At 72.7% G+C, this 13,675-nt stretch carries 14 protein-coding genes; 7 read left to right on the top strand and 7 right to left on the bottom strand.

Features of this window, described 5'->3' with window-relative positions:
- Positions 1 to 89 precede the first annotated feature (89 nt).
- Positions 90 to 695 (top strand): MarC family protein, encoded by a 606-nt coding sequence (locus IE140_RS01905; protein ID WP_010061609.1) that lies wholly within the window; start codon positions 90 to 92, stop codon positions 693 to 695.
- Positions 696 to 780: 85 nt separating this feature from the next.
- Here the strand turns inward: IE140_RS01905 and IE140_RS01900 are convergent, their stop codons facing one another.
- The gene (locus IE140_RS01900) at positions 781 to 933 is read right to left on the bottom strand and encodes a DUF8834 family protein (RefSeq protein WP_006127395.1); all 153 of its coding nucleotides are present in this window, start codon (positions 931 to 933) and stop codon (positions 781 to 783) included.
- A gap of 207 nt (positions 934 to 1,140) precedes the next feature.
- On the opposite strand from IE140_RS01900, the gene IE140_RS01895 reads away from it, so the two are divergent.
- A complete protein-coding gene (locus IE140_RS01895) occupies positions 1,141 to 2,061 on the top strand; it encodes an NYN domain-containing protein (protein ID WP_150196348.1) in 921 nt (306 codons plus the stop codon).
- A gap of 28 nt (positions 2,062 to 2,089) precedes the next feature.
- Here IE140_RS01895 and IE140_RS01890 read toward each other — a convergent pair whose 3' ends face one another.
- On the bottom strand, positions 2,090 to 2,947 hold the full coding sequence (locus IE140_RS01890; protein WP_150196349.1) for an alpha/beta fold hydrolase: 858 nt from the start codon (positions 2,945 to 2,947) through the stop codon (positions 2,090 to 2,092).
- A gap of 260 nt (positions 2,948 to 3,207) precedes the next feature.
- Between IE140_RS01890 and IE140_RS01885 the strand changes: the two genes are divergently transcribed.
- The gene (locus IE140_RS01885) at positions 3,208 to 3,471 is read left to right on the top strand and encodes a TM2 domain-containing protein (RefSeq protein ID WP_093813067.1); all 264 of its coding nucleotides are present in this window, start codon (positions 3,208 to 3,210) and stop codon (positions 3,469 to 3,471) included.
- A 136-nt stretch (positions 3,472 to 3,607) separates the two neighbouring features.
- Here IE140_RS01885 and IE140_RS01880 read toward each other — a convergent pair whose 3' ends face one another.
- Positions 3,608 to 5,818 carry a DEAD/DEAH box helicase gene (locus tag IE140_RS01880; RefSeq protein ID WP_150197662.1) on the bottom strand — a complete coding sequence of 737 codons (2,211 nt, stop codon included), beginning with the start codon at positions 5,816 to 5,818 and terminating at the stop codon, positions 3,608 to 3,610.
- A 475-nt stretch (positions 5,819 to 6,293) separates the two neighbouring features.
- Here IE140_RS01880 and IE140_RS01875 point away from each other — a divergent pair, with 475 nt between their 5' ends.
- Positions 6,294 to 7,040 carry a ferritin-like fold-containing protein gene (locus tag IE140_RS01875; RefSeq protein ID WP_010061604.1) on the top strand — a complete coding sequence of 249 codons (747 nt, stop codon included), beginning with the start codon at positions 6,294 to 6,296 and terminating at the stop codon, positions 7,038 to 7,040.
- A 9-nt stretch (positions 7,041 to 7,049) separates the two neighbouring features.
- Here the strand turns inward: IE140_RS01875 and IE140_RS01870 are convergent, their stop codons facing one another.
- From IE140_RS01870 to IE140_RS01855, 4 genes are all read right to left on the bottom strand, one after another.
- Complete coding sequence (locus IE140_RS01870) at positions 7,050 to 7,322, bottom strand: hypothetical protein (RefSeq protein ID WP_032763318.1); 273 nt, start codon at positions 7,320 to 7,322, stop codon at positions 7,050 to 7,052.
- Positions 7,323 to 7,574: 252 nt separating this feature from the next.
- A complete protein-coding gene (locus IE140_RS01865; protein ID WP_003966467.1) occupies positions 7,575 to 7,802 on the bottom strand; it encodes a DUF3107 domain-containing protein in 228 nt (75 codons plus the stop codon).
- A gap of 140 nt (positions 7,803 to 7,942) precedes the next feature.
- Positions 7,943 to 8,584, bottom strand: a complete 642-nt coding sequence (locus IE140_RS01860; protein WP_006127402.1) for a TetR/AcrR family transcriptional regulator — start codon at positions 8,582 to 8,584, stop codon at positions 7,943 to 7,945.
- A 167-nt stretch (positions 8,585 to 8,751) separates the two neighbouring features.
- A complete protein-coding gene (locus tag IE140_RS01855) occupies positions 8,752 to 8,967 on the bottom strand; it encodes an Rv3202a family protein (protein WP_093442927.1) in 216 nt (71 codons plus the stop codon).
- A 118-nt stretch (positions 8,968 to 9,085) separates the two neighbouring features.
- On the opposite strand from IE140_RS01855, the gene IE140_RS01850 reads away from it, so the two are divergent.
- The 3 genes from IE140_RS01850 to IE140_RS01840 all read left to right on the top strand — a co-directional run bounded on the left by IE140_RS01850 (position 9,086) and on the right by IE140_RS01840 (position 13,672).
- Positions 9,086 to 10,048 (top strand): alpha/beta fold hydrolase, encoded by a 963-nt coding sequence (locus tag IE140_RS01850; RefSeq protein ID WP_150197663.1) that lies wholly within the window; start codon positions 9,086 to 9,088, stop codon positions 10,046 to 10,048.
- 8 nt (positions 10,049 to 10,056) lie between these two features.
- A complete protein-coding gene (locus IE140_RS01845; protein WP_229826665.1) occupies positions 10,057 to 11,550 on the top strand; it encodes a DUF3152 domain-containing protein in 1,494 nt (497 codons plus the stop codon).
- 232 nt (positions 11,551 to 11,782) lie between these two features.
- Positions 11,783 to 13,672 (top strand): DUF3492 domain-containing protein, encoded by a 1,890-nt coding sequence (locus IE140_RS01840; RefSeq protein ID WP_150197664.1) that lies wholly within the window; start codon positions 11,783 to 11,785, stop codon positions 13,670 to 13,672.
- The last annotated feature ends 3 nt before the right edge of the window (positions 13,673 to 13,675 follow it).

Genomic DNA, 13,675 nt, shown 5'->3' with positions numbered 1-13,675 from the left:
GTACCGTCGCGTGCCCGACGCACCGCGACGCCCGCTGCCCGGACCCGCGCCCCCTCCGTACCACCCGCTCATCTCTCGCAAGGCTCACTGTGTTCGACGTCGCTGTCTTCGGATCCCTTTTTCTCACCCTATTTGTGATCATGGACCCGCCCGGGATCACGCCGATCTTCCTCGCCCTCACCGCGGGCCGCCCCGCGAAGGTGCAGCGCAAGATGGCGCTCCAGGCGGTCACGGTCGCGTTCGGCGTGATCGCCGTCTTCGGTCTGCTCGGTCAGCAGATCCTCGACTACCTGCATGTCTCCGTGCCCGCGCTGATGATCGCGGGCGGACTCCTCCTGCTGCTCATCGCGCTCGACCTGCTCACCGGCAAGACGGACGAGCCGACGCAGACCAAGGACGTCAACGTGGCGCTCGTACCGCTGGGCATGCCGCTGCTCGCCGGGCCCGGCGCCATCGTCTCGGTCATCCTCGCGGTGCAGCACGCCGACGGCGTGGGCGGCCAGCTCTCGGTGTGGTCCGCGATCGTCGCCATGCACGTGGTGCTCTGGCTGACCATGCGCTACTCGCTGGTCATCATCCGCGTGATCAAGGACGGGGGCGTGGTGCTGGTGACCCGGCTCGCGGGCATGATGCTCTCCGCCATCGCCGTCCAGCAGATCATCAACGGCGTCACCCAGGTCATCCAGAACTCCTGAGCCGGCTCCTCGGCGGCCCCGCACATCACAGCACCCCCGCACGGACGTTCCGTGCGGGGGTGCTTCGTCTTCACAACGTCAGGTGTTACGAGGCCGAACTGTCGGCCGGCCGGATGTAGATGCGCTGGCCTGTCGCCGCGGCCTGCTGCACGATCCGGTTGACGGAGGCGGCGTCCACGACGGTGCTGTCCACGGCGGTACCGTCGACGTCGTCGAGTCGCATGATCTCGAAGCGCATGGGGCTTCCCTTCGTCTGATCCTCCTGCTGGAGAACTGCTGGCGCCGGTGGGGCGTCCCACCGGCAAGACTAGGAACGCGAGGTTTCCCTCGCGTTCCACAAGGGTGACAACGAGTTGCCCCTGGCAAACATTCCCTACGCTAAGGAAATTTTTTGGATGTCTAAATACCCGTCGGTAGTCACATCACCACAGACCATGAGGTTCGCATGAACGAGGCGGACCCGCAGCTCATCGGGGTCACCGGGGAGGTCGGCCTCGCCGCCCGCCTGGACCGCACCAACGAGCTGCTCCAGCGCATGCTCGTCGAGGTGGCGAAGACCCCCTCGACGCACGCCATCTTCGTCGACGCCGGCTATGTCTACGCCGCGGCCGGGCTGCTCGTCACCGGCACCGAGGACCGGCGCTCCTTCGACCTCGACGCCGAAGGGCTCATCGAGGCCTTCATCGACAAGGCCCGCACGATCTTCGCGGACAGCAGGCTGCTGCGCGTCTACTGGTACGACGGGGCCCGGCGCCGTATCCACACCACCGAGCAGCAGGCCATCGCCGAACTCCCCGACGTCAAGGTGCGGCTCGGCAACCTCAACGCCAACAACCAGCAGAAGGGCGTCGACTCCCTCATCCGCACGGACCTCGAATCCCTCGCCCGGCACCGCGCCATCAGCGACGCGGCGCTCGTCGGCGGCGACGAGGACCTGGTCTCGGCGGTCGAGGCCGCCCAGGGCTACGGGGCCCGCGTCCACCTCTGGGGCATCGAGGCCGCCGAAGGCCGCAACCAGGCCGAACCCCTGCTCTGGGAGGTCGACAGCCAGCGCACCTTCGATCTCGACTTCTGCCGCCCCTACGTCACCCGGCGCCCCGTCACGACGTACGAGGACGACACCCCGGCCCCCTCCCGGGAGGACGTCCGGTTCGTCGGCGCGCAGATCGCGGCCGCCTGGCTCGCCGCCCGGGGCCGGGAATCCCTCGCCGACCTGCTGCCCGGCCACCCCTACCTGCCGGGCTCCGTCGACCAGGACCTCCTGGTGGAGGCCGAACGGCTGCTCCAGCACTCGCTGCGCGGCCACGCACATCTGCGGCGGGCGCTCCGCGACGGCTTCTGGCAGCACCTTCAGGCGCAGTACTGAACCCCGCCGGGGCCCTGCGGGGAGCCCGTCAGACGGCCGGCAGGCCGTCCCAGAACGCCGCCAGCGCCTTCGCGGTCTCCTGCGGGCGGGCGGTGTTGGGGGAGTGCTCGGCGCCGGCGATCGTGGTGCGGCGGGCGCCGAGACGCCGGGCCATGGCGTCGAACAGCTCCACCGGCCACACGTCGTCGCGCTCCCCGGACAGCACATGGACGGGCAGCCCGACGGCGGCCAGCTCGTCCACCCGGTCCGGCTCGGCCGCCAACTGGGCCCCGGTGGCGATCAACTGGGCCGGGTTGTGGGCCAGCCAGCGGCGGCGCATGTCCGCTCCGTCGCCGGTGTCCGCGTCCTGCGGGGGATCCATCGCCTGCATCGCCTGCCACACCTCGTCCATGGACAGCACGGACAGCGCGTCGCTCAGCATCTTCACCTTGTCCCGCTGGGCCGCGACGACCTCGGCGGGACCCGAGGACATCAGCGTCAGCGAGCGGAACGGGGCGGCGTCCAGCAGGACGGCGGCGCGGGCGATCTGACCGCCGAGCGAGTGCCCGAGCAGATGCAGCTCCCCGGGGCCCACGCCCAGAGCCGCCGCCTGGGCCAGCACGTCACGCGCCAACTCGCCCTGGGCGTAACTCTCCTGACGGTCCGTCCCCTTCGACTCGAACTGTCCCCGGCCGTCCGCGGCGACCACCCGGTAGCCCGCCCCGGTCAGCGGTTCCAGCAGTGCGATGAAGTCCTCCTTGCTGCCGGTGTAGCCGGGCAGCAGCAGGGCGGTGGCCCGGGCCGGGGTGCTCGGTACGGCGTCCAGGACGGCGAAGTCGCCGCGCTCGGTGGCCAGGACGCGGGCGTCGGCGCAGGGCGGCGGGGCGAAGGTGGGCGGGCGGCTCATACGGCGAGGCTATCCCCGCCGCCCCGGGCCCGCCGCCACCGGGCCGCCTTCCGGACGACGGGACGACGGGACGACGAACGGCCCCGGCCCCCGTCCACCCGAGAGCACGATCATTCGTTGCCGCGCCGGCGGAACCGCGGCCCTCTCCGCCCTGTCTTTACCGGGGGTCCTCAGCGTGCCGTCCTTCGGCGCGGCTTCCTCTTGACTCCCGGCCGGAATTCTCGATCCGGTGGCACTTCCGCTCATCCAGGAGATACATCGTGACCGTCCCCACCCAGGACGCCCCTTACGGCTTCGACCCGCAGGGCCGCCCCTACTCCGACAAGTCCAAGGTCATCGCGGGCGTCCTCCAGATACTTCTCGGTGGGTTCGGCATCGGGCGCTTCTACGTCGGGTCCATCGGAGTGGGTATCGCCCAACTGCTCACCTTCGGTGGCCTCGGCGTCTGGGCGCTGATCGACGGCATCCTCTTCCTCACCAGCAACGACCGTACCGACAAGCAGGGCCGCGTCCTCCGCAACTGATCCGGCGCAGCCCGGGCGCGGAGTGCTGTGAAGCGGCCGGATCCCGGAGCGGGCCGGCAATGTCGTACGGCCCCGCGCCGGCGGACTGTGTCCACGGGTGCGGGGCCGTACGTGTGGTGCGGTGTCGCCGGAGGCGTCAGCTCTCGGTCGTCGCCGCCGAGGCGGCGCCCGCGGGGCGGGTGGCCCGGCGGCGACGCGGCTTCGGCTCGGCGGCGGCCTCGCTCACCACGGCCTCGGCCGCGGAGACCACGGCGGCCTCCGGCGTCGCGGTCGAGGTGACGCTGCGCGTCGCGCGGCGGCGGCGCGGCTTGGCCTCCGCCTCCGCGGCCGGAGCCTCGACGGCGGGCTGCTCGGTGGCGACGGCCTTCGCCGCGGCCTTGGTCGCCTTCGCCGTGGCCTTCTTCGCCGCGGGCTCCGCCGTCTCCGCCTTCGCGCGGGACTTCGTCGCCCTGGCCGTCCGGGCCTTCGGCTCGGCGGCCGGCGCGGACTCGGTGGCCTCGGCCTTCGGCTTCGACTCCGTCTTCGGCTTCGTGGCGCGGGCCGGGCGACGACGCGTCTTGACCTCGGGCTCCGGCTCGGCGGCCGGGGCGATCTGGAAGTCGACCTCGTCGGCCGGCTTCACGACCCGGGTGCGACGGCGCGGCCGGACGGCCTTCGGCTCGGCGACGGGCTCGATGACACCCGCCGCGACGGCCACCGTCTGGAAGTCGACCGGGGCCGGGGCGGCCGTAGCGGCGGCGACGGGCGCGGCCGTCTCCTCGGTCACCGGCTTCGCCGCGGCGCGGCTGCGACGACGACGCGGCTTGGTCTCCGCGACCGGCTCGGCCACCGGCGCGGCCTCGATCACGGGCGCGGCCTCGGCCACCGGGGCGGGAACCGCCGGGGCCTCGGCGACCGCCACGGCCGCCTCGGCGACGGCCTCGGGGGCGCTGACCCGCGTACGGCGGCGACGGCGCGGCGTGCGCGGCGCCTCGGGCGCCTCGTCACCGGCCGGGGCGACCGGGGCGGCCTCCTTGGCGGGTGCGGGCACCGTCGCGGCGCCCGCCTCCGTCGAGGCTCCGCCACGGGTGCGGCGGCGCTGGCGCGGCGTACGGGTGCGCGGCTCGCGCTCCTCACGGGCGGGGGCCGCGGCGGCGGCCTTGCGGCCGCGGCCGCCGGTCTCGCCCAGGTCCTCGACCTCTTCGGCGCGCAGACCCGCACGGGTCCGCTCGGCACGCGGCAGCACACCCTTGGTGCCCGCCGGGATGCCCAGCTCCTCGAACAGGTGCGGCGAGGTGGAGTACGTCTCCGGCGGGTCCGGGAACTGCAGGTCCAGGGCCTTGTTGATCAGCTGCCAGCGCGGGATGTCGTCCCAGTCGACCAGCGTGATCGCGGTGCCCTTGGCGCCCGCGCGGCCGGTGCGGCCGATGCGGTGGAGGTAGGTCTTCTCGTCCTCGGGCGACTGGTAGTTGACGACGTGGGTCACACCCTCGACGTCGATACCGCGCGCGGCGACGTCGGTGCAGACCAGGACGTCGACCTTGCCGTTGCGGAAGGCGCGCAGCGCCTGCTCGCGGGCGCCCTGGCCGAGGTCGCCGTGGACCGCGCCGGAGGCGAAGCCTCGCTTCTCCAGCTGCTCGGCGATGTCGGCGGCGGTGCGCTTCGTCCGGCAGAAGATCATCGCGAGCCCGCGGCCCTCGGCCTGGAGGATGCGCGCGAGCATCTCCGGCTTGTCCATGTTGTGGGCGCGGTAGACGTGCTGGACCGTGTTCTTCACGGTCGTGCCCTCGTCGTCCGGCGACGTGGCGTTGATGTGGGTCGGCTGCGACATGTAGCGGCGGGCGAGGCTGATGACGGCACCGGGCATGGTGGCCGAGAACAGCATCGTCTGGCGCTTCGTCGGCAGCATCGTGATGATGCGTTCGACGTCGGGCAGGAAGCCCAGGTCCAGCATCTCGTCGGCCTCGTCGAGGACGAGCCCGCGGATGTGGGAGAGGTCGAGCTTGCGCTGGCCCGCCAGGTCCAGCAGGCGGCCCGGGGTGCCGACGATCACGTCGACGCCCTTCTTGAGGGCCTCGACCTGGGGCTCGTACGCCCGGCCGCCGTAGATCGCGAGAACGCGGACGTTACGGACCTTGCCGGCCGTGAGCAGGTCGTTGGTGACCTGGGTGCACAGCTCGCGCGTGGGGACGACGACGAGCGCCTGGGGCGCGTCGGTCAGCTGCTCGGGCTTGGCCCGCCCGGCCTCGACGTCGGCGGGGACGGTCACGCGCTCCAGGAGCGGGAGACCGAAGCCGAGCGTCTTTCCGGTGCCGGTCTTGGCCTGGCCGATGACGTCGGAGCCGGAGAGGGCTACGGGGAGCGTCAGCTCCTGGATGGGGAAGGGGGACGTGATGCCGACCGCCTCAAGGGCTTCGGCCGTCTCGGGAAAAATACCGAGTTCGCGGAACGTAGTCAGGGTGCTGCCTCTTCTGTGAGACGCGGTCCGAGGCGAACGCTGGGGGTCGTACCGTGCCGGGGTTGGTCATCCGGCCGTGGTGGGGCCGGGTGGCGCGGGACCACTGCCGTCGCTCGAGCGCTCGTGCCGCTGAGGGGGCCCCTCATCTGCAGTCGTACGTGTCGTACGCACCGCGTGGAGGGCTGTCGGGTCGGAGCCGATCGGGCCTCCGACCGGGCATCCTCATTCAAGGGTGCGCCCCTGGCACAGCACAGTGCTCAGTAAGCGCAATACCACTGTACCCCGGATTCGCGCATGTGTGTTGGACGAATTCATCGGAACGGTATGGGGCCCCCGGCTGACCAGGCCCTTCCGCCCTGCGCCGGGAGGGCTATCGTTCCGTTTCATGGAGACGCCAGACCACGCCACCGACACCCCCGCCGACTCTTCCGGAGCCACCGGGATCGCCACCCAGGACTGGGCCACCGCGGCCGCCGACCCGCAGTACCGCGCCGCGGTCGTGGACCTGCTCGGCGCCCTCGCCTACGGAGAGCTGGCGGCCTTCGAGCGGCTGGCCGAGGACGCGAAGCTCGCGCCGACCCTCGGGGACAAGGCGGAGCTGGCGAAGATGGCCGCCGCCGAGTTCCACCACTTCGAGCAGTTGACCGAGCGGCTCACCGCGGTCGACGAGGAGCCGACCGCCGCGATGGAGCCCTTCGCCAAGGCGCTCGACGACTTCCACCGCCAGACCGCCCCGTCCGACTGGCTGGAGGGCCTGGTCAAGGCGTACGTCGGTGACTCGATCGCGAGCGACTTCTACCGCGAGGTCGCGGCCCGGCTGGACACCGACACCCGGTCCCTCGTGCTGTCCGTGCTCGACGACACCGGCCACGGCAACTTCGCCGTGGAGAAGGTGCGCGCCGCCATCGAGGCCGACCCGCGGGTCGGCGGGCGGCTCGCGCTGTGGGCCCGCCGGCTGATGGGCGAGGCGCTCTCGCAGGCCCAGCGGGTGGTCGCCGACCGCGACGCCCTCTCGACGATGCTGGTGGGCGGCGTCGCGGACGGCTTCGACCTGGCCGAGGTGGGCCGGATGTTCTCCCGGATCACGGAGGCCCACACCAAGCGGATGGCCGCTCTCGGCCTGGCCGCGTAACGACGCGGGCTACTGGGCCGCCGCCGACCGGGCGAGGCGGCGGCCTCGTGGTCGGATCAGGAGCGAGAGCGTCACCGCTCCGACCGACACGGCTCCGATCAGCGTCGCCAGGGCATGGCCGGGACCCAGCGCGGCATGCGTCAGATACGCGCCGAACAGGGCGCCCAGCGTGCCGGTGAGATAAACCGCACGGCCGGCCGGCAGACGGTCGGCCAGTGATCGGAGCGCCACCCAGGACAGGGCCAGTCCGAGCACGGCGGCGCCGAAGGATTCCCAGATCACAGAGGATCACCTCGCGGGGGTGTGCGGGGCGGGCAAATCGGTCGTAGGCGGTACTACCCCCCGGCCGCGGTGAGCAACCCTCCGACGGTCCCTTCCGACCCGTACGGGAACGGGAGGAGCGGCCTCCGGCGCACGAAGGCCCCGTACACGACGGCTCCGCACACCACGGTCCCGTACACGACACAGGAGCGGCCCGGCGGGAAGATCCCGCCGGGCCGCTCCTGTGATCACCTGATCAACGCGCTCCGTGGACTACAGAGTCCCGAAACCCACCCGCCGGGTGGTCGGCTCACCGATCTCCACATACGCGATCCGGTCGGCCGGCACGAGGACCTTGCGGCCCTTGTCGTCCGTGAGGCTGAGCAGCTCCGCCTTGCCGCCCAGTGCCGCGGCGACCGCGCTCTCGACGTCCTCGGCGGAAAGCCCGCTCTCCAGAACGATCTCGCGGGGCGTGTGCTGCACCCCGATCTTGACCTCCACGGCTATGTCCCTCCGACGGTCAGTCCCTGCGCGGCGAACCGCGCCGTACGCAGCCACATTAGCCCGGCGGAAGCGGCGCTCAGGGCCCGACCGGCAACGCCCGCAGCGAACAGGGCGTGAGGCGTCCCGGTACGGAGGGGTCAGTGCTGCTCGACACCGTGCAGCGGGAAGCCCGCGATGCCCCGCCAGGCCAGCGAGGTGAGGAGCTGCACGGCCGTGTCCCGGGGGATGGACGACTGGCTGGAGAGCCAGTAGCGGGCCACCACCTGGGAGACGCCGCCGAGCCCCACCGCCAGCAGCATGGACTCGTCCTTGGACAGGCCCGTGTCCCCGGCGATCACGTCGGAGATGGCCTCGGCGCACTGGAGGGACACCCGGTCCACCCGCTCGCGCACGGCGGGCTCGTTGGTCAGGTCGGACTCGAAGACCAGCCGGAACGCGCCGCCCTCGTCCTCCACGTACGCGAAGTAGGCGTCCATGGTCGCCTCGACGCGCAGCTTGTTGTCCGTCGTCGAGGCCAGCGCCGTGCGGACGGCCTGGAGCAGCGACTCGCAGTGCTGGTCGAGCAGGGCCAGATACAGCTCCAGCTTGCCGGGGAAGTGCTGGTAGAGCACCGGCTTGCTGACCCCGGCCCGCTCGGCGATGTCGTCCATCGCGGCGGAGTGGTAGCCCTGCGCGACGAAGACCTCCTGCGCGGCGCCCAGCAGCTGATTGCGTCGGGCGCGGCGGGGCAGGCGGGTGCCCCGCGGGCGCGCCGCCTCTGTCTGCTCGATGGCTGTCACGCCGCCTCCCAAATATGTGTTCCAGCACAGCCGGTCCGTGCACGCTGCGCCGTACAGCCATCGTACTTTTGGGTAACCCGGGAGTGCGCGGCGCGGACGCAGAATTTCATGGACCGGACGACTGCGGAAGCCACAGTTCTTTACGGTCGTGAGTAAACCGGGGCGTTTCAGCGGTAATCGTCCTCGTCGAGGGGAATCACCCTGCGCTGTTCCGCGACGTCGGCCTCATTGGCGGTGGCCAGGTCGACGCCTTCCGCCCGCTCGTCGTGCTCGGGCCGGACGTCCGCGCGCTGCTCGGCGGCATCCGCCTCCGGGGCTTCCGCCCCGGGCTCGTCCGGCTCGGCGCTCTCGAAGGTGTCCGGGTCGCTCGGGTCGACCGTCATGTGCAGCTCCCTTCCTGTCGTTCCCCCTGAAGCGTAGGAGTTACCCGTCCACCCCGCGATGCGGCCTTGTGACGGCGAACACATGAATCAGTGCGTGATCGTCTCGTAACATTGGCGCATGTCTTCGACCGAGCTGCCGGGTGTCCAGGCCGCCGCCGCGGTGGCCCCCACGGTCAGTGCCGTCCGGGTCGCCGACGGCGAACGGCTGCGCTCCGTGTCCCTGCCGGGGATCGGTCTGAACGTCCGCTGCCGGCCGGGGGACCGGACCGGACTGCCCCCCGCGCTGTACGTGCACGGGCTCGGCGGCTCGTCGCAGAACTGGTCCGCGCTGATGCCGCTGCTGTCCGACCTGGTCGACGGAGAAGCGCTCGACCTGCCCGGATTCGGGGATTCGCCGCCGCCCGACGACGGCAACTACTCGGTGACCGGACACGCCCGTGCGGTGATCCGGCTGCTGGACGCGGAGGAGCGGGGCCCCGTCCATCTCTTCGGCAATTCGCTGGGCGGCGCGGTCGCCACCCGGGTCGCCGCCGTCCGCCCCGACCTGGTGCGCACCCTCACCCTGATCTCGCCCGCCCTGCCGGAGTGGCGGGTGCAGCGGTCGGCCGTCCCGACCGGTCTGCTGGCGCTGCCGGGGGTCGCTTCCCTGTTCGCCCGGCTCACGACGGACTGGACGGCGGAGCAGCGGACGCGTGGAGTCATGGCACTCTGTTACGGCGATCCGGCACGGGTCTCCGAGGAAGCCTTCCGTCATGCGGTGGCCGAGATGGAGCGCCGGCTGGAGCTGCCGTACTTCTGGGACGCGATGACGCGTTCGGCCCGGGGCATCGTCGACGCGTACACCCTGGGCGGCCAGCACGGACTGTGGCGCCAGGCCGAGCGGGTGCTCGCACCGACCCAGCTCGTGTACGGCGGACGGGACCAGCTCGTCTCGTACCGGATGGCACGCAAGGCGTCCGCGGCCTTCCGCGACGCCCGGCTGCTGACCCTGCCCGACGCGGGGCACGTGGCGATGATGGAGTACCCGGAGGCGGTCGCCCAGGCGTTCCGGGAACTGCTGGACGATAGCGGCGGGAGCTGATCCGGGGCGTGGGACGACACAGTCGAAAGGGCTCCGGGGCGATCCGCCCGGACGCGACAGCGGCGGAGCCGGGTGGTGAGCGTGCTGCGGCGCGTCCCGAGTCCGGAACCGGCCGCCGCAGGCGGACCGCACCCGCACCGACCGCGGACGGGCGCAACCTCTTCTCCCCGCTGAGCGGTGACGGACGGACACCGTTCTCCCCCGACGCCCCGCAGGTGCGCGGCGGCCACCCCGAACAGCGCGAGCAGGGCGGCGGCTGGGGCGGCACCTGGAGCACCGGACCGCAGCCCCGTTACGGACAGGGGCCCGGCGCCCCCGCACCTCACGGTGCCCCTCATCCGCAGGCGCCCCACCTGCACCCCGGCCCGGACGGCCGTCCCGGCGACGCCCGGCCGTATTCCGGCGGGTCCACCGGGCCCCTCGGATCCCAGGACACCGCCGCCCGGCAGCAGGCCGTGGCGCGCCAGGTCTCCGCCCAGCGGGCGGCCCAGCGCGCCGCGGACGGCCGGGCGGCACAGCAGCAGCCCGGTGGACCCCCGGTGCCGGGCCCGCGCCAGGAGTTCGTCGACGCCTTCGACGCCGAGGCCCCGGGGGCCGGTCCGGCCGCGCCGTCGCCCTCCGGGGTCCCGGAAGGCCCGGACGACGCCGAGGCCGCGGAGCCCGACGAACGGACCGCGCCCCGGGTCTCCAGGGGGCGGACGTTCACCGGGATCGCCGCCGCGGCGGTGACCACCGTGCTCGCGGTCGTGGTGGCCGGACAGGTCGCCGAGGACTCCGGTGACCGTGCCGCCGAGGCGCGCGCCGCCGAGGTGGAGCGGCAGGGCCTCGACGGCGAGGCCTCCCGCTCCGACGCCCGCCCGACCCCGGAGCGGGCCGCGCCGAAGCCCGAGGTCAAGCCCCTCTCGTACGCGGCCAAAATGGCGCAGCCGTATCCGCTCGCCGCCGACCTCAGGGCGACCGGCGAGTTCGAGGCGGTGCCCGGTCTGGCGGAGGCCCCCGGCAAGGGGCAGAAGCACCGCTACCGCATCGACGTGGAGAAGGGGCTGGGCCTCGACGCCGGTCTGTTCGCCGAAGCCGTGCAGAAGACGCTCAACGACGACCGGAGCTGGGCGCACAACGGAGCGATGACCTTCGAGCGCATCTCGTCGGGGCAGCCGGACTTCGTGATCACTCTCGCCAGCCCCGGGACCACCGGCGACTGGTGTGCCAAGTCCGGTCTGGACACCACGATCGACAACGTCTCCTGCGACTCCGCGTCGACCGACCGCATCATGATCAACGCCTATCGCTGGGCGCAGGGCGCCGCCACCTTCGGCCCGGACAAGCTGCTGCCCTACCGGCAGATGCTCATCAACCACGAGGTCGGCCACCGGCTCGGGTACAACCACGTGAACTGCCGCACGCCCGGCGCCCTGGCCCCGGTCATGCAGCAGCAGACCAAGACGCTCGAACTCGAAGGCATCAAGTGCAAGCCCAACCCCTGGGTGCACCCCGAGGGTTGATTCCCCGGGCCTGACAATCCGCAGGAGCTGGCCCGGGCCTGACGCTCCGTGACAACCGACCGTCGTATCGCGACGGAACGCGACCGGGGCGGGAAAGTTACGACGGTTCACCCCTTTCGGTGGCGCGACGGACAACCGTCCGTCGCGCCACCGGCGTATCCGCTTACGGTCGTCCCGCTGTGAGTCGCCGGTTCAACGGCGGCCGCCCACAAGGGAGATCGGGGGTGTACTCGTGCGGATCGGACTGCTCACCGACGGTGGTTATCCGTATGCGACCGGTGAGTCCAGACTCTGGTGCGACCGACTGGTGCGCGGACTGCCGCAGCACGAGTTCGACCTGTTCGCGCTGAGTCGCTCCGCCCATCAGGAGGCCCAGGGCTGGGTCCAACTTCCGTACCAGGTCAGCCGGGTGCGTACCGCACCGCTGTGGGCCCCCGAGGACGGCACCCTGCGCGGCAGCGGCGAACGCGGCCTGCTGGCCAGGCTGGTGACCGGCGGCGAGCGGTCCTACGGACGGCGCGAGCGCAAGCGCTTCACCGAGCACTTCACCGCACTCGCCACGGCGGTCTGCACTCCCGACCCGGCCGGTACGGCACCGGGCGAGGGACCGGGCACCGAGCTTTTCGGCGCCGGGCTCCACGGACTGGCAGAGCTGGCCCGCGATCGCGGCGGACTCCACCTCGCCCTGCGCTCCGAGACCACCGTGCGGATCCTGGAGGCGGCCTCCCGCGCCCACGGCACCGGCCGGACCGTGCAGAGCGCCGGCGTCCCCGACCTCCTCGCCTTCGCCGCCGAGCTGGAACGCGCGCTGCGCCCGCTCTCGCTCGACTGGTACGACCAGGAGAGCCTCGGCGCCGTCGACCTCTGCCATGCGGCCTCCGGCGGGGCGGCCGCCCTCCCGGGACTCCTGGCCAAACGCTTCTTCGGGGTGCCGCTGCTGGTCACCGAGCACGGCGTCCCGCTGCGCGCGCACTACCTGGCCTCCGCGTCCGGCACGCCGTACGGAGCCCCCGTGCGTGCCCTCCTCGCGGCGTTCCACGGCCGCCTCGCCACCGAGATCTACCGGCAGGCCGCGCTCGTCACCCCCGGCAACACCCACGTCCGCCGCTGGCAGCAGCGCTGCGGAGCCGACCCCGCCAAGCAGCGCACGGTCTACCCGGGCATGGCCGCCGAGCGCTTCGGCCCGGTCGGGGAGGACGCCGAACGGCTCGGCGCGGCGGGCGAGGCCGTCGAGGCGGCAGGCCCCGACACGCTGGTCTGGGTCGGCCGGATCGAGCCCGCCAAGGACCTGATGGCCCTCCTCCACGCCTTCGCCGAGGTCCGCCGCGCCCGGCCCGCCGCCCGGCTGCGGATCTTCGGCGCCCCGGCGGAGGGCGACGAGGCCACCGCCTACCTCGCGCACTGCACGGCCCTGGCCGCCCAGCTCTTCCCGGACGAGGCCACCGGCGCCCACACCGAAGGCCACAGCCCGGTCACCTTCGAGGAGATCGGCGGCCCCGAGATCCCCGATCTCGCCGAGGCGTACGGGGCGGGCGGCGTGGTCGTCCTCTCCAGCACCGTCGAGGGCTTCCCGGTCAGCCTCGTCGAAGCCATGTTCTGCGGCCGGGCCACCGTCTCCACCGACGTGGGCGCGGTCGTCGAAGTCATCGGCGGCACCGGTCTGGTGGTGCCCCCGCGCAACCCCAAGGCGGTCGCGGACGCCTGCGTCGCGCTGCTGCGCGACCCCGAGCGCCGGGCCCGGCTGGGCGCCGCCGCCCGGGCCCGCGCGCTCGAACTCTTCACCGTCGAACAGAACCTCGCGGCATTTCGCGGCATTTACCTAGAGCTGATGTCGCACACCCCGGTGCGCCGGGAGGCCGACACGGTGGACGCCCACGGCGACCCGCTGCCCTTCGCCACCCCGCCGGAGGCCCGCCTCCTCGGCCACTGGACCCAGCCCGCATCGCATCTCCGGCCGCCGGAGGACCCGGAGGGTGCTGCCGCCGTCCCCGGTCGGGCCGCCGCTTCAGGGGCCCGGCTGCCGGACCGGCCCGGCGAGCCCGAGCCGGAGCACGCGCGGGAGCCGGAGCCCGAGGGCGTCTGCGCGGTCGCGGCAGGACCGGCGGGGGACGGAGATGCGTGACCA

The organism is Streptomyces parvus (assembly GCF_014648875.1).
In the GTDB taxonomy this organism is placed as follows: Bacteria; Actinomycetota; Actinomycetes; order Streptomycetales; family Streptomycetaceae; genus Streptomyces; species Streptomyces parvus.
Note: the sequence above shows the minus strand (reverse complement) of the source record. Positions and strands in the feature narration are given on the sequence as shown.